Origin of the sequence: Lysobacter sp. Root604, assembly GCF_001427505.1 — a bacterium.
Lineage (GTDB): Bacteria > Pseudomonadota > Gammaproteobacteria > Xanthomonadales > Xanthomonadaceae > Lysobacter.
The window spans coordinates 31,795-53,905 of sequence record NZ_LMGS01000001.1 but is presented as its reverse complement, the minus strand read 5'-3'; the positions used below and the strand labels follow the sequence as shown (position 1 = coordinate 53,905).

17 protein-coding genes are annotated in these 22,111 nt (G+C 67.7%); 9 read left to right on the top strand and 8 right to left on the bottom strand.

Annotation, left to right across the window (positions count from 1 at the left end):
* Positions 1 to 10: 10 nt before the first annotated feature.
* Genes ASD69_RS00285 through ASD69_RS00270 form a run of 4 tightly spaced genes read left to right on the top strand, consistent with a single transcriptional unit; the run spans position 11 to position 3,611 of the window.
* Complete coding sequence (locus tag ASD69_RS00285; protein WP_056172431.1) at positions 11 to 1,042, top strand: aldo/keto reductase; 1,032 nt, start codon at positions 11 to 13, stop codon at positions 1,040 to 1,042.
* A 59-nt stretch (positions 1,043 to 1,101) separates the two neighbouring features.
* Complete coding sequence (locus ASD69_RS00280; protein ID WP_056172429.1) at positions 1,102 to 1,896, top strand: SDR family oxidoreductase; 795 nt, start codon at positions 1,102 to 1,104, stop codon at positions 1,894 to 1,896.
* Positions 1,897 to 1,939: 43 nt separating this feature from the next.
* A complete protein-coding gene (locus ASD69_RS00275; RefSeq protein WP_056172426.1) occupies positions 1,940 to 2,959 on the top strand; it encodes a zinc-binding alcohol dehydrogenase family protein in 1,020 nt (339 codons plus the stop codon).
* 19 nt (positions 2,960 to 2,978) lie between these two features.
* A complete protein-coding gene (locus ASD69_RS00270) occupies positions 2,979 to 3,611 on the top strand; it encodes a LysE family translocator (RefSeq protein ID WP_056172423.1) in 633 nt (210 codons plus the stop codon).
* Positions 3,612 to 3,715: 104 nt separating this feature from the next.
* On the opposite strand, the gene ASD69_RS00265 is transcribed toward ASD69_RS00270, so the two are convergent.
* The 3 genes from ASD69_RS00265 to ASD69_RS21595 form a co-directional block, all read right to left on the bottom strand.
* Complete coding sequence (locus tag ASD69_RS00265) at positions 3,716 to 5,509, bottom strand: patatin-like phospholipase family protein (RefSeq protein WP_056172420.1); 1,794 nt, start codon at positions 5,507 to 5,509, stop codon at positions 3,716 to 3,718.
* Positions 5,510 to 5,930: 421 nt separating this feature from the next.
* Positions 5,931 to 7,967 carry an elongation factor G gene (fusA, locus tag ASD69_RS00260; protein WP_056172417.1) on the bottom strand — a complete coding sequence of 679 codons (2,037 nt, stop codon included), beginning with the start codon at positions 7,965 to 7,967 and terminating at the stop codon, positions 5,931 to 5,933.
* A 232-nt stretch (positions 7,968 to 8,199) separates the two neighbouring features.
* Complete coding sequence (locus ASD69_RS21595) at positions 8,200 to 8,517, bottom strand: hypothetical protein (protein ID WP_157498854.1); 318 nt, start codon at positions 8,515 to 8,517, stop codon at positions 8,200 to 8,202.
* On the opposite strand from ASD69_RS21595, the gene ASD69_RS00255 reads away from it, so the two are divergent.
* The 3 genes from ASD69_RS00255 to ASD69_RS00245 all read left to right on the top strand — a co-directional run bounded on the left by ASD69_RS00255 (position 8,516) and on the right by ASD69_RS00245 (position 12,206).
* A complete protein-coding gene (locus tag ASD69_RS00255) occupies positions 8,516 to 10,582 on the top strand; it encodes an NADPH-dependent 2,4-dienoyl-CoA reductase (RefSeq protein WP_056172415.1) in 2,067 nt (688 codons plus the stop codon). The two genes, ASD69_RS21595 and ASD69_RS00255, sit on opposite strands and share 2 nt — an antisense overlap.
* Before the next feature lie 375 nt (positions 10,583 to 10,957).
* Positions 10,958 to 11,416: a cell wall hydrolase gene (locus ASD69_RS00250; RefSeq protein ID WP_056172412.1), complete on the top strand. Its 459-nt coding sequence runs from the start codon at positions 10,958 to 10,960 to the stop codon at positions 11,414 to 11,416.
* A gap of 178 nt (positions 11,417 to 11,594) precedes the next feature.
* The gene (locus tag ASD69_RS00245; protein WP_056172410.1) at positions 11,595 to 12,206 is read left to right on the top strand and encodes a glutathione S-transferase N-terminal domain-containing protein; all 612 of its coding nucleotides are present in this window, start codon (positions 11,595 to 11,597) and stop codon (positions 12,204 to 12,206) included.
* 783 nt (positions 12,207 to 12,989) lie between these two features.
* Here the strand turns inward: ASD69_RS00245 and ASD69_RS00240 are convergent.
* From ASD69_RS00240 to prpE, 5 genes are all read right to left on the bottom strand, one after another.
* Positions 12,990 to 13,526 carry a hypothetical protein gene (locus tag ASD69_RS00240; RefSeq protein ID WP_056172407.1) on the bottom strand — a complete coding sequence of 179 codons (537 nt, stop codon included), beginning with the start codon at positions 13,524 to 13,526 and terminating at the stop codon, positions 12,990 to 12,992.
* A gap of 241 nt (positions 13,527 to 13,767) precedes the next feature.
* Positions 13,768 to 14,922 carry a 2-methylcitrate synthase gene (gene prpC, locus ASD69_RS00235; RefSeq protein ID WP_056172405.1) on the bottom strand — a complete coding sequence of 385 codons (1,155 nt, stop codon included), beginning with the start codon at positions 14,920 to 14,922 and terminating at the stop codon, positions 13,768 to 13,770.
* A gap of 12 nt (positions 14,923 to 14,934) precedes the next feature.
* Positions 14,935 to 15,816 carry a methylisocitrate lyase gene (prpB, locus tag ASD69_RS00230; RefSeq protein WP_056172401.1) on the bottom strand — a complete coding sequence of 294 codons (882 nt, stop codon included), beginning with the start codon at positions 15,814 to 15,816 and terminating at the stop codon, positions 14,935 to 14,937.
* 131 nt (positions 15,817 to 15,947) lie between these two features.
* Positions 15,948 to 17,030 carry a suppressor of fused domain protein gene (locus ASD69_RS00225; RefSeq protein WP_056172398.1) on the bottom strand — a complete coding sequence of 361 codons (1,083 nt, stop codon included), beginning with the start codon at positions 17,028 to 17,030 and terminating at the stop codon, positions 15,948 to 15,950.
* 127 nt (positions 17,031 to 17,157) lie between these two features.
* Positions 17,158 to 19,047, bottom strand: a complete 1,890-nt coding sequence (gene prpE / locus ASD69_RS00220; protein ID WP_056172395.1) for a propionate--CoA ligase — start codon at positions 19,045 to 19,047, stop codon at positions 17,158 to 17,160.
* 346 nt (positions 19,048 to 19,393) lie between these two features.
* Between prpE and ASD69_RS00215 the strand changes: the two genes are divergently transcribed.
* Complete coding sequence (locus ASD69_RS00215) at positions 19,394 to 20,722, top strand: MFS transporter (RefSeq protein WP_056176309.1); 1,329 nt, start codon at positions 19,394 to 19,396, stop codon at positions 20,720 to 20,722.
* A gap of 27 nt (positions 20,723 to 20,749) precedes the next feature.
* Entirely contained in the window at positions 20,750 to 22,081 is a 1,332-nt protein-coding gene (locus ASD69_RS00210; protein WP_056172390.1) for a dicarboxylate/amino acid:cation symporter, read from the top strand.
* The last annotated feature ends 30 nt before the right edge of the window (positions 22,082 to 22,111 follow it).

The following is a 22,111-nucleotide window of genomic DNA, read 5'->3' as shown; positions in this document are numbered from 1 at the left end:
GAACACCGTCATGGACACCCGCTTTCTCGGCAACTCCGGCTTCAAGGTGCCGGTCCTGGGCTTCGGCGCCGGCACTTTCGGCGGCAAGGGCCCGCTGTTCAGCGCCTGGGGCAATACCGACGTCGCCGAGGCGCGGCGCCTGATCGAGATCTGCCTGGAGGCCGGCGTTAATCTGTTCGACACCGCCGACGTGTATTCCGACGGCGCCTCCGAATCGATACTCGGCGCCGCCATCCAGGGCCGCCGCGATGAAGTCATCCTGTCGACCAAGATCAGCCTGCGCGCCGGCGAAGGCGCCAACGACGTCGGCGCCTCGCGTCATCATCTGATCCGCGCCGTCGATCGCGCCCTGCAGCGCCTGGGCACCGACTACATCGACCTGCTGCAGCTGCATCACTTCGATGCGCAAACGCCGGTCGAGCAGGTCATGTCCACGCTCGACGACCTGGTCCGCGCCGGCAAGCTGCGCTACCTGGGCGTGTCCAACTATTCCGGCTGGCAGCTGATGAAGTCGCAGGCGGTCGCCGATCGCTACGGCTATTCGCGCTTCGTCGCCAACCAGACCTATTACTCGCTGGTCGGCCGCGACTACGAATGGGAGCTGATGCCGCTGGCGCAGGATCAGGGCGTGGGCGCGGTGGTGTGGAGCCCGCTGGGCTGGGGCCGGCTGACCGGCAAGATCCGCCGCGGCCAGCCGCTGCCCGAGGGCAGCCGCTTGCACGACACCGCTGGCTTCGCGCCGCCGGTGGAGGAGGAGCGCCTGTACCGCATCGTCGGCGCGCTGGACGAGGTCGCCGCCGAAACCGGCAAGAGCGTGCCGCAGATCGCCCTGAACTGGCTGCTGCGGCGCCCGACGGTGTCCAGCGTGCTGATCGGTGCGCGCAACGAGGAACAACTGCGCCAGAACCTGGGCGCGGTCGGCTGGAGCCTCAGCGCCGAGCAGGTCGCCAGGCTCGACGACGCCAGCCGCGTCACGCCGCCTTATCCCTACTACCCGTATTGGAACGGCATGTTCTCCGAGCGCACGCCCGCGCCGGTCTGAACCGTCCGATGCTTCAGCCTGTTCTCGAATCCCTTCCCCACTTCAACGCGAGCACCGACATGAGCGCCTCCCTTTCCGGTTCCACCGCCGTCGTCACCGGTTCCACCGCGGGCATCGGCTATGCCATCGCCGAAGAACTCGCGCGCGCCGGCGCCGCCGTGGTCGTCAACGGCCGCAGCCAGGCCCGCGTCGATGCCGCGCTGGCTTCGCTGCGCGCCGCCGTGCCGGGCGCACAGCTCAGCGGCGTCGCCGCCGATCTCGCCAGCGCCCAGGGCGCGGCCGAGTTCATCGCCACGGTGCCGCAGACCGACATCCTGATCAACAACCTCGGCATCTTCGTGCCCACCGATTTCGCCAACATCGAAGACGAGGAATGGCAGCGCCTGTGGGATGCCAACGTGATGAGCGGCGTGCGCCTGTCGCGCCATTACTTCAGCGGCATGCTCGCGCGCGATCGCGGCCGGGTGGTGTTCCTGTCCAGCGAGTCGGGCCTGCAGATCCCGGCCGAGATGATCCATTACGGCGTGACCAAGGCCGCGCAGATCGCGCTGGCGCGCGGCATGGCCCAGCTCACCGCCGGCACCCAGGTCACCGTCAACTCGGTGCTGGCCGGCCCGACCCGTTCCGAGGGCGTGGGCGTGTTCGTCGAGCAGCTCGCCGAGCAACAGGGCGTGAGCGCGGCCGAGTTCGAAAAGCAGTTCTTCCAGACCGTACGCCCGACCTCGCTGCTGCGCCGCTTCGCCGAACCGGCAGAGATCGCGCGCGTGGTCGCCTTCGTCGCCAGCCCGGCGGCCTCGGTGGTCAACGGCTCGGCGATCCGCGCCGAAGGCGGCCTGGTGCTGTCCGCGTTCTGATTCCCTCATCCGCATTCAACGACCGAACCGTTTGGAGCCACTTATGAAAGCCGTCGCCCTCACCCGCTACCTGCCCATCGACGATCCCGAATCCCTGCTCGACGTCGAACTGCCCGACCCCGCCGCGCCGCAGGGCCACGACCTGTTGATCCAGGTCGAGGCGATCTCGGTCAATCCGGTCGACACCAAAGTGCGCGCGCCCAAGCCGAACGTGGAAGCGCAGCCGCGCGTGCTCGGCTACGACGCCGCCGGCATCGTGCTCGCGGTCGGCGACGCGGTCACCCGCTTCAAGGTCGGCGACCGCGTCTACTACGCCGGCGACATCACCCGCCCCGGCAGCAACGCGCAGTTGCAGCTGGTCGACGAGCGCGTGACCGGCCATGCGCCGCGCTCGCTGGACGCGGCCCAGGCCGCGGCCCTGCCGCTGACCGCGATTACCGCCTGGGAGCTGCTGTTCCAGCGCATGCCCTACGACGCCGACCAGGGCGGCATCGGCAAGACCGTGCTGGTGATCGCCGGCGCCGGCGGCGTCGGCTCGATCGCGATCCAGCTCGCGCGCCGCGCCGGCTTCAACGTGATCGCCACCGCCTCGCGTCAGGAGACGATCGACTGGTGCCGCGCGATGGGCGCGCACGAAGTGATCGACCACCGCCAACCGCTGCTGCCGCAGTTGCAGGCGCTGGGCCATGCCCAGGTCGAGGCGGTGCTGAACCTGGCCGACACCGACCGCTACTGGGACGCGATCGGCGAACTGCTGGCGCCGCAGGGCCATGTCGGCCTGATCGTCGAGCCCAGCGGCGCGCTCAAGATCGGCGACCCCTACAAGGCCAAGTGCATCAGCATCCATTGGGAAATGATGTTCGCGCGTCCGCGCTTCCAGACCGCCGACATGGTCGAGCAGGCGCGCATCCTGGACCGCGTCGCCAAGCTGATCGACGCCGGCGAACTGCGCGGCACCCACAGCGCGACCCTGGGCAAGATCGACGCGGCGACCCTGCGCGAAGCGCATCGCCGCCTCGAATCGGGCAGCACCGTCGGCAAGCTGACCCTGGCCGGCTGGTGATCGCGACGAGGGCGCGCGCATGAACGCTACGTCCTGGCTGCTGTTCTGCAGCCTCGCGCTGTTGACCGCATTCAGCCCCGGGCCGGCGGTGTTGCTGGCGGTATCCAACACCGCCGCGCACGGCGCGCGCCGCGCCCTGCTGGGCTCGGTCGGCAACGCCCTGGGCGTGTTCCTGGTCTCGGCGACCGCGATGCTGGGCTTGGGCGCCCTGCTCCAGACCTCGGCCTGGTTGTTCGGCGCGCTCAAGCTGGCCGGCGCGGCCTATCTGATCTGGCTGGGCCTGCGCCAATGGCGCGCGCGCGACGACCTGTTCGCGCGTGCGCCCTCGCCCGCCCAGGCCGGCGCGCCGCGGCGCATGTTCCTGCAAGGTCTGCTGGTGGCGACCACCAACCCCAAGAGCATCCTGTTCTTCACCGCCCTGCTGCCGCAGTTCATGCGCGCCGACGCCGCGCTGCTGCCGCAGTTCTTCGCCCTGACCCTGACCTTCGCCGCCTGCACCGTGCTCTCGCACCTGTGTTACGTGGTGCTGGCCGGCGCCTTGCGCGGCTGGTTCGCGCAGCCGCGCCGCGCGCGCTGGTTCAACCGTGCGCTGGGCACCGGTTACGCGGCGATGGGGTTGAGTCTGTTACGGCTACGGCCGGCTGCTGTTTGAGCCGCGCGCACGAAGCAGGCGCCGCCATGAAAGACCGGACTCGGCCTGCGGCGCACCTGGTTATGTTCCGGCGAACCTTCGACGCGGTCGAAGGGGGGGCTGCGCTACGGACTCACCCAAATCTCAAGAGAACGCGGTGAAATTCCCTTTATAAACTTCGGACTTTCCATCGACGGCACCAACCCGGTGGCTACGATATCGGCCGTCAGCCTTTTGGCCGCGTCTTCATCGTCCCGGTCGCCGTAGCGGACTTCACGCTTGCCCGCCGCGCTTGCGATCCGTTCGCCGCCACGTTGCGCACCGGGCGCGTTCGGCCACTTGCGTTGTACGCTCCGCCCAAACTCCTTCATTTGCTCGCGCGTGAGCGATCCCGCGAACTGGATCCACACCTGATAGTCGGCGTTGTCCTTACCCGGTTCGGCCACGGGCTTGCCCATCGCCTCCAACTTCGCCTTCAAGCCTTCGTTTTCGGTCAACAAGGTCTTGCGCTCAACATCCAGCCTTTCGCGCAGTTGAGACTCGTTCGTCGCACGCTCTTCGGCAGCCGCAATCCTCGCAATCTGCGCGGCTTTCAGGTCCGTCTCTTGCTGCTCGGCCAGCAAATAGGTGAGCCGAGACGTGGCCGCCGACCAAAAAAAGGCGGTAAACAAAGCTAGGACGAACGCGCTGAGAGCGTAGGTCATCCAATCGGAAGCGCCCAGAGTAATTGCCGCACGCCTCGCAGCATACTCGGCCTCCTCACCCAGACGCTTTGCCGACGCCCGCGGCCGCATTGGCTCCGAGCCGCACGCTTCGAAGCCGGCCTTACGCAACATACGCAGCCCTACAGCATGCCCATGTACGATCAGCATGTCCGCCAACAACGGTGGGAACCGATCGAGGTCGGTCCTAATCTTGTTGAGTTTTTTCTGAGTCTCAGAGTCCAGACCGGATTCATCCGCCTCTGCTCGGATACGGATATCCACCAACTGCATCCCTGTCAGCGCTATGCGGTGATCGGTGTTGTCGGCCACGCGCCGCATCATGATGTCCGACGCGCGCACGTTGCGTGAGACGATGTCCCACAACGAAGCATTCTGCTCCGTACGGAACGACGCGCCGGCATTACTCAGCACGACAGCGTCGGCCCGGCTTTGTCCGGTAGCCTTGTCGTGGATGAGCTTTTCGGCGCCGAGGTTGTCGTATACACCGCCGTCGGACAGATCGATGACGCCTTGCAGATCCGAGACTTCGACCTTATCCAGCATGCGTTCGCTGAGCCGCAGAGGCGGGAACATTGGCGGGAATGCGCTGGACGCAGTGACGGCGAACGCGACCCGGATCGATTCCGCAGGGGCCCCGTCAGACTGGAGCGGGCGATCGTCGCGCGCGAGCTTGCTGATCTCGAAACGCCCGGCCGAGAAACTGCACATTTCCCCGGACTTGAAGCTGGTGGACAGGATATGCAGCCGCGGCCTGGCCCGCGTGTCGTCGCCCGCAAGATCCTTCAACTTGGCGCCGCGATACAACGATTCGTATTCCCTTTCCAGCCAATAGGTGCGGCTGCCCCGGCCTAGAAGCCTGGGCAGCACGAGCAAGATCGATCCAATCCACCGCCGCACTACGCGGTTACGGATATCGCGATAGGCCAGCGCGCGGATCTGTTTGGCCATCGACTGGAAGTCGTCCTCCGACCCACAGTACTTTTCCCAATTCAGGACCAGATGCGCGGCCAGGATGCTGCCACCGGACACCGAATAGATTTCGCCGATACTTTCAAGCGCCGACCGGTCGCCGCGCCGCGCAGCGCGCAGACTCTGGATTACCCCCAGATGAAACAGCGTAGCGCGCAGCCCCCCGCCCGACAGACACAGCGCCAGCGACGCATCGTCGGTACGCGAAGTATTCGAGTCGGACATGGCATAGCCTCCCTGGCTGCTGCGGCATAGGCAGCGATTCCTGTCGCAACGATTTCCCTGTCGCAGTGCGCGACGGACGCTATCGGCGCCTATCTCAGACCTGCCGTGCTGCTGCCTGACCACCGCACCGCAGTCGATCGCGTCGCGTCCATCTTTTAGGACTCCATCACTCCAGTCAACTGCGCTCCGGAGGCAGGCGGGGAGGAGCAACGTGATGGCTAAGCGCATTCGTCCACATTGACCGGCACCAAAAATGATGACTTTGTGTTGACGATCGGCAGTGACACCACAAAATCTCGCTGTTCGCGCTGCCGCGCCCTGCGCATTCTTAAGCTATTGGAATGCGAGATTGGAAAATTCACTGAAGCAAAAAAAGGGGCCGGCGATGCCGGCCCCTGCGCTTTCAAACAAGCTCACGCACTCAGACGTTGCGCGCGGCCTCGTAGCCGTTGAAGACCAGCGAGGCCGAGGCCCGTCCCTGGGTCAGCGAACGCAGCGCGGTGGTGTAACCCGACAGCTGCGCCAGCGGCGCGCGCGCGGAGACATCGGCGCGGGTGCCACGGTCGTCGATCGCCAGCACCCGGCCGGAGCGACGTTGCAGGTCGCCGACCACGTCGCCGACGTTGCCGGCGGGCGTGTCCACGACCAGCGTCATCACCGGCTCCAGCACCGTGGTGCCGCTGAGCGCCAGCGCCGCCTTCAGGGCCTCGCCCGCCGCGCGTTGGAACGCGAGTTCGGACGAATCCACCGCATGCGTCTCGCCGTCGACCAGGGTCACCGTGAGCCCGACCACCGGATAGCCGCGCGGGCCTTCCGTTAGCGCGCTGCGCAGTCCCTTTTCCGTCGCATTGACGAAGTTGCGCGGGACCACGCCGCCGCTGGTGCGGTCGACGAACTCGAAGCGACCGTCCGTGCGCGGCTCGACATCGATGAGCACGCGCGCGAATTGTCCGATGCCGCCGTTTTGCTTCGACAACTTGCCTTCGACGCCCATGACGGCGCGGCTCGGCGTTTCCTGATAGGCCACGCGCGGCGAACCGGTGCGCACCTCGACCTTCCACTCCTGGCGCAGGCGTTCCACCATCACCTCCAGGTGCAGTTCGCCCATGCCCCAGATCAGGGTTTCGCCGGTGTCCTCGTCGCTGCCGACGTGGAACGACGGATCCTCCTGGGCCAGGCTGGCCAAGCCCTGGCCGAGACGGATCAGATCGCCCGCGTTGGCCGCGCTCAGACGCCAGGACAGCACCGCCGGCTGGGCCTGGATCGCGTCCAGCACCAGCTTGCGATCGACCGCGCTCAAGGTTTCGCCGCTGACCGCGTCCTTCCAGCCCTGCACCGCGACGATCTCGCCCGCATACGCGGCCTCGACGTCGCGGCCGCGGTCGGCCTGCACCACGACCAGGCGGCCGACCCGCAGCGCGCGTTCGCGTCGCGAAGCCCAGACGGTGTCGCCGACCCGCAGCGTGCCCGAGTACAGGCGCACGAACGACAGCGCGCCGTGCTCCTTGTGCACGATCTTGAACACCAGGCCGGCCAAGGGACCGGACGCGTCCGGGGCCAGCGCGACCTCGCCCTGCTCGCTCTCGGCGCGCACCCACGGCCGATCCAGCGGCGACGGCAGGTAGTCGACGATCGCGTCCAGCAGCGGCTCCACGCCCTTGTTCTTGAACGCGGAGCCGGCCAGCACGGGCGTGCCCGCGCCGAGCAGCGTGGCGCGACGCAACGCGGCCTTGAGCAGGCCAGCGTCGATCGCGCGCGCTTCCAGGTAGGCCTGGGCGAGTTCGTCGTCGTGATCGGCGACGGCCTCGATCAGGCGCTGGCGCAGCGGCTCGTAAGCGCGGCTGTCGTCGCCGTCCCAGGGCCGGCGCGCGATGGCGTCGTCGGGGCCCCACAGCACGATCTCGCGCGCCACGTAGTCGACCCAGCCGCGCAGCTCGCCCTCGGCGCCGATCGCCTGGCCCAGCGGCCACGGCTGCGCATCGAGCTTGTCGCGCATCTGCGCCAGCACGAAGTCCAGCGAGGCGCCGACCCGGTCCATCTTGTTGACGAACGCGATCATCGGCACGCCGTGCCGGCGCGCCTGGCGCCACACGGTTTCCGATTGCGGCTGCACGCCGTCGACCGCGCTGAACACGGCGACTGCGCCGTCGAGCACGCGCAGCGAGCGTTCGACTTCGATCGCGAAGTCGATGTGGCCGGGCGTGTCGATGATGGTCAGGCGATGCTCGGCCCGACCCTGCGGCGCCCAATGCGTCTGCACGGCCGCGGCGCCGATGGTGATGCCGCGGTCCTTCTCGATCGGACTGAAGTCGGTGGTGGCGGCGCCGTCGTGGACTTCGCCGGTGCGATGGATCGCGCCCGTTTTCCACAACAGGCGTTCGGTGAGCGTGGTTTTGCCCGCATCGACGTGGGCGATGATGCCGAGATTGCGCCAGCGGGAGACAGTGGTGGTGTTCATGAGATTTTTCGCTATTCGTTGCCAACTCGGGAGGCCGCGCGACCCGGTTGGCGACGGGGCGCGCGGCTAGGTTTCGGTCTCGGCCGCGGTATTCACGACACGTTCTCCTTGGAATGCACGGGACTGCGGTGGATGGAAAACCGGCGCCGGAGCGCAGCGCCGGGCCGAACGACGGGCAATAAAAAAGCACCCTTGCGGGTGCTAGGTATCGTGTGGCGGCGGCGCGGTCGAATCAGCTCGACACGCGCTCGCAGATCACAGGAGGCAGGCGCACCCGGCCCGCGCTCTCGCGCTGGGCATGCAGCGATATCAGTAGCGGGAACGACTTCATGGGCGGCGTGGCCGGGTTTCGGGTGCTCATAAGAGTAGGGGCGGCCGCGCCGGAGTCAATCGTCCGCGCGATGCGATGTCTGGGATGCAGCGTTGCGGCGGCGCGCGCCGGCCGGCGCACCTCCTGGGCGGGCGCACGGGCGCCCGCCGCACGCCGTGGTTGAATCGCGGCCGTTTTACCGGCATCGTGCGCGCTCCATACGCCAGCGTATTCGAGCATGACGGCCGCCAGCTCCCCGCCCGCAAGCCCCGCCGCCCCGCACCCCTTGTATCCCAAGCTGTTCGAGCCGCTGGACCTGGGCCACTGCGTCCTGCCCAACCGCGTGCTGATGGGCTCGATGCATACGGGGCTGGAGGACAAGGCCGCCGACTTCCCGAAGCTGGCGGCCTATTTCGGCGAGCGCGCGGCCGGCGGCGTCGGCCTGATCGTGACCGGCGGCTTCGCGCCCAACATCGTCGGCTGGCTCAAGCCCTTCGGCGGCAAGCTGAGCTGGCGCTGGGAAGTCGGCAAGCACCGCCAGGTCACCCAGGCCGTGCACGGCCACGGCGGCCGCATCTGCCTGCAGATCCTGCATGCCGGCCGCTACGGCTATCACCCGCTGCAGGTCGCGCCGTCCAAGCTCAAGGCGCCGATCAACCCGTTCACGCCGCGCGCGCTGTCGGGCATGGGTGTGCGCGCGCAGATCCGCGCCTTCGTCAACAGCGCCAGGCTCGCACGCGAGGCCGGCTATGACGGCGTCGAGGTGATGGGCTCGGAAGGCTATCTGCTCAACCAGTTCACCGTGCCGCGCACCAATAAGCGCGAGGACGAATGGGGCGGCGACGCCGCGCGCCGGATCGCGTTCGTGACCCGGATCGTGCGCGGCATCCGCGAGGCCTGCGGCCCGGATTTCATCATCATCTACCGGCTGTCGATGATCGACCTGGTCGATGGCGGTTCGACCTGGGAGGACGTGATCGCCCAGGCCCAGGCGATCGAGGCCGCGGGCGCCAGCCTGATCAACACCGGCATCGGTTGGCACGAGGCGCGCATCCCCACCATCGCCACCTCGGTGCCGCGCGCGGCCTTCACCGGCATCACCGCGCGCCTGAAGCCGCACGTGGGCCTGCCGCTGATCGCCACCAACCGCATCAACATGCCCGACGTGGCCGAACGCATCCTGCGCGAGGGCGAGGCCGACATGGTCTCGATGGCGCGGCCGCTGCTGGCCGACCCGGCCTGGGTCGCCAAGGCCCGCGACCGCCGCAGCGACGAGATCAACACCTGCATCGCCTGCAACCAGGCCTGCCTGGACCACGTGTTCGAGAACAAGCACGCCAGCTGCCTGGTCAATCCGCGCGCCTGCGCCGAGACCGAGCTCAACTACACCCCGACCGCGGCGCCCAAGCGGGTGGCGGTGGTCGGCGCGGGCCCGGCCGGCCTGGCCTGCGCGACGGTGGCGGCCGAACGCGGTCACCGTGTCACCCTGTTCGACGCCGCCCACGAAATCGGCGGCCAGTTCAACCTGGCCAAGCGGATCCCGGGCAAGGAAGAGTTCCACGAGACCCTGCGTTACTTCGCGCGCAAAATCGAAACCAGCGGCGTCGAGCTGCGTCTGAACACGCGCGCCGACGCGGCCGCGCTGGCCGGGTACGACGAGATCGTGCTGGCCACCGGCATCGCCCCGCGCGCGGTCGATTTCCCCGGCGCCGACCATCCCAAGGTGCTCAGCTACCTGGACGTGCTGCGCGGCGGCGTGGTGCCCGGCGCCAAGGTCGCGATCGTCGGCGCCGGCGGCATCGGCTTCGACGTGGCCGAATACCTGGTGCACCCGGCCGGCCACGACAGCTCCAGCCTGGATCCGGCGCGCTGGCGCGCCGAATGGGGCGTGGACCTGGGCTACGGCGACAACCGCGGCGGCCTGGCCGAAGCGCGGCCGGAACCGCCCGCGCGCCAGGTCTGGCTGCTGCAGCGCAGCGCCGGCAAGCCCGGCGCGCGCCTGGGCAAGACCACCGGCTGGATCCACCGCGCCACCCTCAAAGCCAAGCAGGTGCGCATGCTGGGCGGCGTCGAGTACCTGGGCGTGGACGACGAAGGCTTCCGCATCCGCGTCGACGGCAGCGAACAGGTGCTGGCGGTCGATCATGTCGTGATCTGCGCCGGCCAGGAGCCGTTCAAGCCGCTGGCCGCGCAGCTGGCCGGCGACGGCCGCCCCGTGCACGTGATCGGCGGCGCCGACGTGGCCGCGGAACTGGACGCCAAGCGCGCCATTGCCCAGGGCAGCCGGGTCGCGGCGGCGCTGTAAAGCGTTTTCAGGGCAGCTGAACAGTGGTGAGCGTCACGCTCCCAGGGGCGTCTCGCGCCCCGGAGATACCCTTCCCTGGCAAGGCCTTAGCGCCTATTCAGAGTAAAAACTTGAGTTTTTTCGCGCACTTAGGTTTTTAGATTCAGCGGGCGTTTAGTTAGTCGCGGCTACCGTGCGCCAACTTTCCCGCCACCGCTTCAGGTGGCAACCCTCGCCGCCCGCGTCGTCCACGCGGTTCACGGCACGGGGCAAAAGCGCGCCGCAGAGCCGCTGCCCTCCCCAGTACGCCATGCCGGTCCACGCCGTGTCGTCCGTCCCCGCTAGGAGGGAACGGAAGCCCCAGTGCGGTCCAGCGCAACGGAGCAAGGAGTCAATATGAAACTCGCCTGGATCCTGTGGCTGGCCTCAGTGCTTCCGCCGCAGCCCGCCGATTCGCTGTGTTTGAGCACCACCGTCTACCTGGAAGCCCGCGACCAGTCCATCCGCGGCCAGAAGGCCGTGGCCGAGGTCGCCCTGCGTCGCCGCGACAGCGGTCTGTGGGGCGATTCGGTCTGCGAGGTGGTCACCGCCCGCAAGCAGTTCGCGCCGACCCTGGTATCGCCGGGCACGCGCCTGAGCAACACCGAGGCCTGGGCCGAGTCGGTGCAGATCGCCCTGGAAGCCGAGCGCAACTGGGCCCTGCCGGCCGGCCAGCGCAAGGAGATCGTGCCGGGCGCCAGCCACTTCGCCGCCCACGCGATCGCCAGCCCGAGCTGGCGCAACGCCTACCAGGTCGCGACCATCGGCGATCACACCTTCTATCAGGTGCAGAAGCTGAAGCCGCGCAAGACCTGAGCAAGCGGGTAACGCGTAAATAAGAAAGAGGAACGAGTGGAATGCGCTCGTTCCTTTTGCTTTTTTGGGGCATGCGCGTCGGCGCACCGGTGCAGCGAAGGAACGCGGTACGAGTAGTAGCGCTACTCACTCGTTCCTCTTTACTCTGGACGCTTTCCTCGCCCAAAGGAGTCCGCCCATGAAGCTCTACACCAAGCCCGGCGCGTGTTCGACCGCCGACCACATCGCCTTGCAGTGGACCGGGCAGCCGTTCGAGGTGCAGGTGATGACGCGCGACGCGATGAAGGCGCCCGCGTTCCTGGCGATCAATCCGGCCGGCGCCGTGCCCGCGATCGAGGACGGCGATTTCGTGCTGACCCAGAACGCCGCGATCATGGGCTACATCGCCGACAGTTATCCGGACGCACAGCTCGCCGGCGACGGCAGCATCCAGCAGCGCGCGACCGCGGCGCGCTGGCTCGCGTTCGTGAACTCCGACCTGCACCCGGCCTTCCTGCCGCTGTTCGCGCCCACGCGTTTCTCCGAAGACACGAGCGACCAGCCCGCGCTCAAGGACGCCGCGCACAAGCGCCTGCGCGCGCTGTACGAAGCCGCCGACCGCCAGCTCGAAGGCAAGCAGTGGCTGGCCGGTTTCCGCAGCTACGCCGATCCGTATCTGTACATCACCCTGCGTTGGGCCGACGGGCAGAAGATCGACCTCAGCGGCTTGAATAATCTGGCTGCGTTCAAGCAGCGGATGGAAGCCGATGCGGGCGTACACGCGGCGTTGCAGGCGGAAGGTTTGGCCTAAGAGGCGAGCGGCGATGCGCGCAGCTTGCGTTGCGCGCATCGCGACGAAGATTCGTGCGCGGCGGCAACCGCGCTATCGCGGAACCCCGAAGCCGCGCGACGATGCGGTTCGCCTTCGGCTCACCACATCCTACGAATGCCGCCTTTCACGGAGCTGCGATTGCCGTTGCCGTTGCCGTTGCCGTTGCCGTTGCCGTTGCCGTTGCCGCGGCATTGAAATCCAAAGGCACCGCACTTACACGACCAGTCGTAGACCCGTAGGGCGGCGCGCAGGACGCGCGCCGTTTTTCGAATGGACAGGGATGTCCATTCGAAAAATCCCGGCGCAAGCCTCGAACTCGCAGGGGAGGGTTGGTCACGCTAGCCCTTCTCTTTGGTTACTTTCTCTTGGGCTAGCAAGAGAAAGTGACCCGCATGCGCAGCAGCCTCCCCAACCCTCCTTTGATAAAGGAGGGAGCTAGGAGCAAGAGAAAGTGACACGCATGCGCAGCAGCGGAAGCTGCTTGACCTTCGGTCAGAAAAGACGAAAGCGAAGCAACAGCAAATCCTCCCCAACCCTCCTTTGATAAAGGAGGGAGCTAGGAGCAAGAACCTCCTGGCGTTCAGCCGCGCACGAACCTGCGGCTCGTAAGCCGCACGGCTTCACCCTTTTCCAAAGGAGGGAGCCAAAGAAGCGAAGACGCAGAGCCCGGAGCTGCGCGACGATGCGACCCGCCCATGGCGCGCCACATCCCACGGCTCGCTTGTAGAGCGTGGCGATAAAGGCCACCCGGCTACCGCGTCGCTACAGCTGCGCAGCCGCGCGCAAGCGCCGGTCCAGCTCGTCCGCCCAGGCCGCATCGCGCGCCTTGGTCACCGCCGCGCGCAGGTCCGGCAACAATTTCGCCAGCTCAGCCAGATCGGTGGAACGCTCGATCTTGAGCTGCAGGAAGTAACCGCGCAGACCCAATTGTTCGCGCACCGCGTCGGACATCATGGCGTACAGCACGCCGTAACGATTCGCAGTATCGGCCATGGCCAGCCGTTGCGCAGCCTCCGTACCAGGGGCGCCGGCCGGGTTCGGCACGTTCGCGGCCGCCAGCGTCGGCCTGGCCGCCGCCGGCGCCTGCGCGCCGATGCCGATCAATCCCAAGGCGACCAATTGATCCAGCGCGTCCGACGGCCCATGCAGACCCGCCGCCACTGCGCGCAACTGCGCCACATCGCGCTGCCCGTCGACCAACAACAACAAGGAGCGCAGGACGGTCGGCAGCTTGCGCGTGCGGTGCTCGATTTCGTCGCGCCCCGCTTCCGTCTTGTTCAAGATGTCCTGGTCGCGCATGGCCCCCTCCGGCACGCATCGGCATGGCCGGCATAGCGGCCGGCCGCAGGGCCGACGCTACGCCTATCGATGCGCCCGCGATGCGATCCCGTTCGCGCTTTGCGAGCGCGCCGGCCGACTATGCCATGCGCCGTTCGCGCTTCCGGCGTCGTTAGACCAAAGAACGAGGCACAAAAAAAGCAGGCCGCGCAGTGGCGCGGCCTGTCGGGTCCTGCGGGCGCGGCGCGAACGCCGACGCGGCTCAGCGCTGCTCGATCGGCACGTAGGCGCGATCTTCCGGGCCGGTGTAGTTGGCGCTGGGGCGGATGATCTTGCCGTCCTCGCGCTGCTCGATCACGTGCGCGGCCCAGCCGGTGGTGCGCGCGATCACGAACAGCGGGGTGAACATCGGGGTCGGGATGCCCATCATGTGATAGGCCGACGCCGAGTACCAATCTAGGTTCGGGAACATCTTCTTCAGGTCCCACATCAGCGTCTCGATGCGCTCGCTGACGTCGAACAGGACCTGGTTGCCGCCGTCCTTGCACAGCGCGCGCGACAGCTCCTTGATGATGGGATTGCGCGGGTCGCCGATGGTGTAGACCGGGTGGCCGAAGCCGATCACGATTTCCTTGCGTTCGACCCGGGCGCGGATGTCGGCCTCAGCTTCGTCGGCGCTGGAGTAGCGCGAGATGATGTCCATCGCGACTTCGTTGGCGCCGCCGTGCTTGGGACCGCGCAGCGCGCCGATCGCGCCGGTGATGCACGAATGCAGGTCCGAACCGGTGCCGGCGATCACGCGCGCGGTGAAGGTCGAGGCGTTGAACTCGTGCTCGGCGTACAGGATCAGCGACTTGTCCAGCGAGTCTGCGTGCAGCGCGCTGGGCTCCTCGCCGTGCAGCAAGTGCAGGAAATGCGCGGCGACGCTGTCGTCGTCGGTCTCGCAGTCGATGCGGCGGCCGTTGCGGGTGAAGTGCCACCAGTACAACAGCATCGAACCGAAGCTGGCGATCAGGCGGTCGGCGATGTCGCGCGCCTCGCTGGCCGGGTGGCCTTCGCGCTCGGGCAGCACCGTGCCCAGCACCGAGCAGCCGGTGCGCATCACGTCCATCGGGTGGGCGTTGGCCGGCACCAGCTCCAGCGCCTCGGTCACGATCGCGGGCAGGCCGCGCAGACGCTTGAGCTTGAGCTTGTAGGCCTTGAGCTGGGAGGCGGTCGGCAGCGCGCCGTGGACCAGCAGGTGCGCGACTTCCTCGAAGGTCGACTGGGTCGCCAGGTCGTGGATGTCGTAGCCGCGGTAATGCAGATCGTTGCCGCTGCGGCCGACCGTGCACAGGGCGGTGTTGCCGGCCGCGGTGCCGCTGAGGGCGACCGACTTCTTGGCCTTGGGCAGAACTTGGGTGGCGTTGTCGCTCATCGGAATTCCTTGTTATTTGTCTTGCGCGAAGAGCTGGTCGAGCTTGTCTTCGTAAGCGTGATAGTTGAGGAAGTCGTACAGCTGCGCGCGCGTCTGCAGGGTATCGACGATGTTCTTCTGCGTGCCTTCGCGGCGCACGGTCTCGTAGAAATGCAGCGCGGCCTTGTTCATGGCGCGATAGGCGCCGCAGCAGTACAGGGCGATATCGACGCCGGCGTCGCGCAGCTCGTCGGTGGTGAAAAACGGGGTGGAGCCGAATTCGGTCAGGTTGGCCAGGATCGGCACCTTCACCGCGGCCTTGAAGCGGCGGTAGTCCTCGAGCGTGTTCATGGCCTCGGGGAAGATCATGTCGGCGCCGGCCTCGACGTAGGCCACCGCGCGCTCGATCGCCGAGTCGATGCCCTCGACCGCGGCCGCGTCGGTACGCGCCATGATCACGAACTGCTCGTCGGTGCGCGCGTCGACCGCGGACTTCACCCGGTCGACCATTTCCTGCTTGCTCACCACTTCCTTGCCCGGACGGTGGCCGCAGCGCTTCTGGCCGACCTGGTCTTCCATGTGCACGGCGGCGACGCCGACGTTGATGAAGGAACGGATGGTGCGGCCGATGTTGAAGGCGCCGCCCCAGCCGGTGTCGATGTCGACCAGCAGCGGCAGGCCGGTGGCGTCGACGATGCGGCGCGCGTCGGTGAGCACGTCTTCCATGGTGCTGATGCCCAGATCGGGCACGCCCAGCGAATTGGCGGCGACGCCGCCGCCGGACAGGTACAGCGCCTTGTAACCGGTGCGCTTGGCCATCAGGCCGGCATAGGCGGTGATCGCGCCCATCACCTGCAAGGGCGATTCGGCGGCTAGAGCGGCGCGGAACTGCGCGCCGGCGGAAGGATGGCTCATGCTGGCTCCGTTGTGATCGGCCCCGGGACTCAGGGGCGATCCGGCCATTTTACCCCAGCCGTCCGAGCCGGCCGGCGCCCTCCGCCCCGGCCGACCACGCCGAGTCCGGCTGTTGGGGCCACCCCGGGCGCTCAGCCTATGGTCTGGACCACCCGGCCTTCGGCGTCCTTGATCTGGGTCTTGCGCACCAGGAAGGACAGCAGGTCGAAACTGCGCAGGGGGTACTGGCCCTCGCGCGCCTGCAGGTTCGCGACCAGCTCGCGCAGGGTGTCGGCGGTCAGGCTCAGGCGCAGGTCCGCGCCGTCGGCCGTGGCGGCATTGCGCCGGGCGTGCTCGAACTCGATCCGGCACTCCGCCCCGACCAGCGCGAACGGCTTGGCGAACGGCAGCCGCAGCGGCAGCAGCGCCAGCAACTCGCCGACCTGGCGCGCGCCCAGCACCACCGTGGTCAGCGGCTTGCGCCAGCGCCGTGCCTGTTGCTGCCAGGACAGGCCGTCGACGAACACGAAGCCGGTGTCGGAGCCGTCACTGGCGGTGCCGGCGGCGATCTCGGCGGCGATCTCCGATTCCTGCATCAACGAGTCGCGCTCCAGATCGGTGATCCACAGCGGCATGTGCGGCTCGAACGCCTGCAGCACCTTGCGCGTCGACCAGCGCTTAAGCGCGAGTTCCTCCTCATTGGTCAGGCCGACCACCTGCAGGAACTCGAGCTTTCCGTGCGGGCTGTCGATCTCGCCCAGTTCGGGATCGCGCACGAACGCCACCGAGCGGATGCGGGTATCGCTGTCCGCCGCGATCGGGCCGTTGGCGTTGAGGTAGTGGCCGTCGGCGAAGGCGTTGCCGCTGCCGAAGACGTAGCGCGCGAGGTTCTGCAGGAAGTTCAGCGCCCACACCGGTGGCTCGCTCGCATCGCTGTCGTCGCGCAGGCGGAAGGTCAGCTCGAAGCCCCAACCGCTGCGCTCGGGGTCCTCGGATTCCTTGGCGTACAACTCGGACAGGCCGTAGCTGACGAAGTGCCAGTGCGGCACCGGCTGCTCGCGCTTGTAGGCGCTGATGCCGTCCAGCGGATCCGGGCCGCCCAGCGCGTGTTTGATCAAGGTGCCGTAGTGGCGCGGTTCCTGCTCGCCGTACAACGGCGCCAGCGCGCGATCGATCGCGTCCCAGCCGGCCTGGTCCGGGTTGCGGTCGTCGTTACCGCCCTCGTCGTGTTCCATCGTGTCGGCCGCGTTCCGTGGCAGTGAAGGCGTCATGGTAGCGGAGCGCGCAGCAAGGCGGCGTCAAACGCGGGGCGCGGCGGATGCGATCGGCCCGTTTTACCCAAACGCGATGCCGCGGTGCGCCTCAAGCGTCCTCGCCGCGTGCCAATGCGCGTTGTACCTCGTCCAGCGCTGCCGGATCGTCCAGGGTCGACAGATCGCCGGGGTCGCGGCTTTCCGCCAAGGCCTGGATCGAACGCCGCAGCAGCTTGCCCGAACGCGTCTTGGGCAGGGCCGCGACCACGTACACCCGCGCCGGCCGCGCCACCGCACCGAGTTGATCGACCACGCACTGACGCATGCCGGCGGCGGCGCGCGCGGGGTCCTGATCGCCGGCCTGCTTGAGGGTGGCGAACACCACCGGCACCTGGCCCTTGAGCTCGTCGTGCACGCCGACCACCGCCGCCTCGGCCACGGCCGGATGCGAGGCCACCGACTCCTCGATCTCGCGCGTGCCCAGGCGGTGCCCGGCGACGTTGATCACGTCGTCGGTGCGACCGAGGATGAAGGTGTAGCCGTCGTCGTCGCGGATCGCCCAATCCAGCGAGCTGTACAGCAGCTCCTTGAAATGGCCGAAGTAGCTGGACAGGAAGCGCGCGTCGTCGTTCCAGACCGTGCTCATGCAGCCCGGCGGCAGCGGCGGCACGATCACCAGCACGCCCTTCTCGTTGGCGCCGACATCGCGGCCCGTGGCCTCGTCGATCACGCGCAGGCGGTAGCCCGGCGTGGGCAGGCCGGGCGAGCCGAACTTGATCGGCCGCATGTCCAGGCCGGGCATCAGCGCCAGCACCGGCCAGCCGGTCTCGGTCTGCCAGTAGTTGTCGATGATGGGCTTGCCGATGCCGTCGGTGATCCAGTGCGCGGTCGGCTCGTCCAGCGGCTCGCCGGCCAGGAACAGCCAGTGCAGGCGCGACAGGTCGTGCGCCTTCAACCAGGCCGCATCCTGCTTCTTGAGCACGCGGATGCCGGTCGGCGAGGAGAACATGGTGCGCACGCCGTACTGCTCGCAGATGCGCCACCAGATGCCGGGGTCGGGGTGGGTGGGCAGGCCTTCGTACAGCACCGAGGTCGCGCCCGCGATCAGCGGCCCGTAGACGTTGTAGGAATGCCCCACCGCCCAGCCTACGTCCGAGGTCGAAAACATGACCTGGCCGGCGCGCACGTCGTAGATCGACCACATCGACAGGGCCAGCGCGACCGCATAGCCGCCGACATCGCGCTGCACGCCCTTGGGCTTGCCGGTGGTGCCGGAGGTGTAGAGCAGGTAGCTGGGTTCGTTGGATTCCAGCCATTCCACAGCGACGGTCGCGTCGGCGTGGCGCGCACGTAGCTCGGCGTAGTCGAGGTCGCGTCCGGCGATCAGCCGCAGTTCCGGGTCCAGCCCGCGATTCACCACCAGCACCCGCGGCGGCGGCGAGGCAGCTTCGGCGCAGGCGGCATCGACCAGCGGCTTGTAGGGGATCACCTTGCCGCCGCGCATGCCGGCGTCGGCGCAGATCAACAGCTTGGGCGTGGCGTCGTCGATGCGCAGGGCCAGGTTGTGCGCGGCGAAGCCGCCGAACACCACCGAATGCACCGCGCCGATGCGCGCGCAGGCCAGCATCGCGAACACCGCCTCGGCCATGTTCGGCATGTAGATCACCACCCGGTCGCCGCGGACCACGTCCAGGGACTTCAGCACCGCGGCGAAGGCGTTGACCTCGCGGTGCAGCTCGCGATAGCTGAGCTCGCGGGTCTGCCCGGTTTCGCTGGAAATCGCGACCAGCGCGAGCTGATCGCCGCGCGCCTCCAGGTGCCGGTCGAGCGCGTTGTAGCAAAGATTGGTTTCGCCGCCGACGAACCAGCGCCGGAACGGCGGCCGGTCGTAGTCGAGGATGCGTTCGGGCGGCTTGTGCCAATGGATCGCGCGCGCCTGTTCGGCCCAGAACGCCTCGGGCTGCTCGATCGAACGACGGTAGAACTCCTCGTAGCTCATGCGGCGCCTGTACGGTCCGGGTCTCACGGCAGGCTAGACCAAGGCGCGCAAGGGCGCGTTACGACCTTGGTATAGGCGCCGGCTCGCCCGTAGGGTGCGGTGACAACCGCACCGTCGCGGGGGCTCGGAATGGCGCGATGGTGCGGTTCGCGTTCGCTCGCCGCACCCTACGGCCATCGGCGCGGTTGGGCTGGGCGCTCCGGGGTCACAACGCGAGCCCCCCGCCCCCTAAGCCTTTCCGGCTAGCCTTAAGGTGCTATTGGCCGCCCGCGCCCCCGCGTCCACCATCGTCCCCGGCGTCGCGATGGGTCGGTCCGTCCCGCCGCCGCAACCGCAGGAGCCGTCCTTGAGCGCCATCAGCCCCGCCTCCGCCCTCCCCCAGGCCGCGCCGATCGGCGCCGGGCAGCGTTTGAAGTCGATCTTCAGCGGTTCGATCGGCAACTTGGTCGAGTACTACGACTGGTACGTCTACACCGCCTTCTCGTTGTATTTCGCCAAGACCTTCTTCCCAGCGGGCGACAGTTTGTCGCAGGCCCTGAATACCGCGGCGATCTTCGCGGTGGGCTTCCTGATGCGGCCGCTGGGCGGCTGGGTGTTCGGTCGCTACGCCGACCGCCACGGTCGCAAGGCGGCGCTGATGCTGTCGGTGCTGCTGATGTGCGGCGGCTCGCTGATCATCACCTTCACCCCGGGCTACGAGACCATCGGCGTGCTCGCGCCGATCCTGCTGGTGTTCGCTCGCCTGCTGCAGGGCCTGAGCGTGGGTGGCGAGTACGGCAGCTCGGCGACCTATCTGAGCGAGATGGCCACGCGCGAGAACCGCGGCTTCTGGTCCAGTTTTCTGTACGTGACCCTGATCATGGGCCAGCTGCTGGCCCTGCTGGTGCTGATCGTGCTGCAGCAGTTCGTGCTCGACGAGGCCCAGCTCAAGGCTTGGGGCTGGCGCATCCCGTTCGCGATCGGTGCGTTGGCCGCGATCATCGCGCTGTACCTGCGCCGCAACATGATGGAGACCGAGTCCTTCACGAAGCTGCAGAACAACGAGGCCGCCAAGCCGCGCGAAGGCTCGCTGCGCACCCTGATGCGCCACCCGCGCGCGGTGCTGACCGTGATCGGCCTGACCATGGGCGGCACGCTGGCGTTCTACACCTACACCAACTACATGCTGAAGTACCTCACCCTCAGCGCCGGCTTCGACAAGGAGACCGCGTCGCTGATCAACGCCGGCAGCCTGTTCGTCTACATGCTGATGCAGCCGCTGGTGGGCGCGCTCTCGGACCGGATCGGCCGGCGCCCGCTGCTGATCGCGTTCGGCGTGCTGGGCACGGTGTTGACGGTGCCGGTGATGCATCTGATTCAGGATGCGCAGACGCCGATGGAGGCGTTCTGGCTGATCATGATCCTGCTCAGCGCGGTCAGCGGCTACACCGCGATCAACGCGGTGGTGAAGGCCGAGCTGTTCCCGGTGGAGATCCGCGCGCTCGGCGTGGGCCTGCCCTACGCGCTCACCGTGGCCTTGTTCGGCGGCACCGCCGAACCGATCGCGATCAAGTTCAAGCAACTGGGCATGGAAAGCGGCTTCTTCTGGTACGTCAGCGCCTGCATCTTCTGCTCGCTGCTGGTCTACGCGCTGATGCCCGACACCCGCAAGACCTCGCACATCGACCGCGACTGAACCCCCTCACGCCTCGGAACTGACCCCATGAAATCTCCCGGCTCGCGTTTCTATCTCTGGGTGCTCGGCGCGATCGTGCTGGGCGGCGCCGTCGGCCATTTCTTCCCCGACTTCGGCGTCAAGCTCAAGCCGCTGGGCGACGGCTTCATCGGCCTGATCAAGATGCTGATCGCGCCGATCATCTTCCTGACCGTGGTGCTGGGCATCGCCGGCGTGGCCGACGTCAAGAAGGTGGGGCGCGTCGGCGCGAAGGCGATTCTGTATTTCGAGGTCGTATCGACCTTCGCCCTGGTGATCGGCCTGGTCGTGGTCAATACGCTCAAGCCCGGCGCCGGTTTCAACGTCAACGTCGCCGACCTCGATCCCAAGAAGGTCGCCGAGGCGATCGGCTACGCGCATAAGGCCGAGGAACAAAGCACGGTCGATTTCCTGCTCCACATCATCCCCAAGACCTTCACCGACGCCTTCACCGGCGAAGGCAGCCTGTTGCAGGTGCTGCTGCTGGCGGTGCTGTTCGGCTTCGCCCTGCTGCACATGGGCAAGGCGGGCGAGAAGGTCATGGACCTGTTCGAGACGCTGTCGAAGGCCTTCTTCGGCATCATGAGCATGATCATGAAGCTGGCCCCGATCGGCGCCGGCGCGGCGATGGCCTTCACCATCGGCAAGTTCGGCATCGAATCGCTGGGCCCGCTGCTCAAGCTGATGGGCAGCTTCTACCTGACCTGCGCGCTGTTCGTGCTGGTGGTACTGGGCCTGATCGCGCGTCTCACCGGCTTCAGCATCCTGCGCTTCATCCGCTACATCCGCGACGAACTGCTGCTGGTGCTGGGCACCTCGTCCTCGGAGTCGGCGCTGGTGCCGCTGATGCGCAAGCTCGAACGCCTGGGCTGCTCCAAGCCGGTGGTCGGGCTGGTCGTGCCCAGCGGTTATTCCTTCAATCTCGACGGCACCAACATCTACCTGACCATGGCCGCGATCTTCGTCGCCCAGGCGCTCAACGTCGAGCTCACCCTGACCCAGGAACTGACCCTGCTGGCGGTGGCGATGCTGACCTCCAAGGGCGCCTCGGGCGTGACCGGCGCCGGTTTCATCACCCTGGCCGCGACCCTGACCGTGGTGCCGTCGGTGCCGGTGGCCGGGCTGGCGCTGATCCTGGGCATCGACCGCTTCATGAGCGAAGCGCGCGCGCTGACCAACATCATCGGCAACGGCGTGGCCACCATCGTGGTCGCGCGCTGGGAGAACGAGCTCGACCGCGACCGCCTGCAGCACGAACTGCTCAATCCGCCCAGCGTCGCCGACCTCGACGCCGAGTTGGCCTTGGAACGCGCGCCGCGCGTGTCCGAAACCAGCGGCTGATCGGCGCCCGCCGATCCCCTGCGCGCGGGA

Excerpts from the sequence above, each read along its gene's own strand:
- ASD69_RS00280 (WP_056172429.1), top strand. The coding sequence starts at position 1,102 with ATGAGCGCCTCCCTTTCCGGTTCCACCGCCGTCGTCACCGGTTCCACC.
- ASD69_RS00240 (WP_056172407.1), bottom strand. The coding sequence starts at position 13,526 with ATGCGCGACCAGGACATCTTGAACAAGACGGAAGCGGGGCGCGACGAA.
- ASD69_RS00270 (WP_056172423.1), top strand. The coding sequence starts at position 2,979 with ATGAACGCTACGTCCTGGCTGCTGTTCTGCAGCCTCGCGCTGTTGACC.
- ASD69_RS00255 (WP_056172415.1), top strand. The coding sequence starts at position 8,516 with ATGACGGCCGCCAGCTCCCCGCCCGCAAGCCCCGCCGCCCCGCACCCC.
- ASD69_RS00225 (WP_056172398.1), bottom strand. The coding sequence starts at position 17,030 with ATGGAACACGACGAGGGCGGTAACGACGACCGCAACCCGGACCAGGCC.
- fusA (WP_056172417.1), bottom strand. The coding sequence starts at position 7,967 with ATGAACACCACCACTGTCTCCCGCTGGCGCAATCTCGGCATCATCGCC.
- ASD69_RS21595 (WP_157498854.1), bottom strand. The coding sequence starts at position 8,517 with ATGCTCGAATACGCTGGCGTATGGAGCGCGCACGATGCCGGTAAAACG.
- ASD69_RS00210 (WP_056172390.1), top strand. The coding sequence starts at position 20,750 with ATGAAATCTCCCGGCTCGCGTTTCTATCTCTGGGTGCTCGGCGCGATC.
- ASD69_RS00275 (WP_056172426.1), top strand. The coding sequence starts at position 1,940 with ATGAAAGCCGTCGCCCTCACCCGCTACCTGCCCATCGACGATCCCGAA.
- prpE (WP_056172395.1), bottom strand. The coding sequence starts at position 19,047 with ATGAGCTACGAGGAGTTCTACCGTCGTTCGATCGAGCAGCCCGAGGCG.
- ASD69_RS00250 (WP_056172412.1), top strand. The coding sequence starts at position 10,958 with ATGAAACTCGCCTGGATCCTGTGGCTGGCCTCAGTGCTTCCGCCGCAG.
- prpC (WP_056172405.1), bottom strand. The coding sequence starts at position 14,922 with ATGAGCGACAACGCCACCCAAGTTCTGCCCAAGGCCAAGAAGTCGGTC.
- ASD69_RS00245 (WP_056172410.1), top strand. The coding sequence starts at position 11,595 with ATGAAGCTCTACACCAAGCCCGGCGCGTGTTCGACCGCCGACCACATC.
- ASD69_RS00265 (WP_056172420.1), bottom strand. The coding sequence starts at position 5,509 with ATGTCCGACTCGAATACTTCGCGTACCGACGATGCGTCGCTGGCGCTG.
- prpB (WP_056172401.1), bottom strand. The coding sequence starts at position 15,816 with ATGAGCCATCCTTCCGCCGGCGCGCAGTTCCGCGCCGCTCTAGCCGCC.
- ASD69_RS00285 (WP_056172431.1), top strand. The coding sequence starts at position 11 with ATGGACACCCGCTTTCTCGGCAACTCCGGCTTCAAGGTGCCGGTCCTG.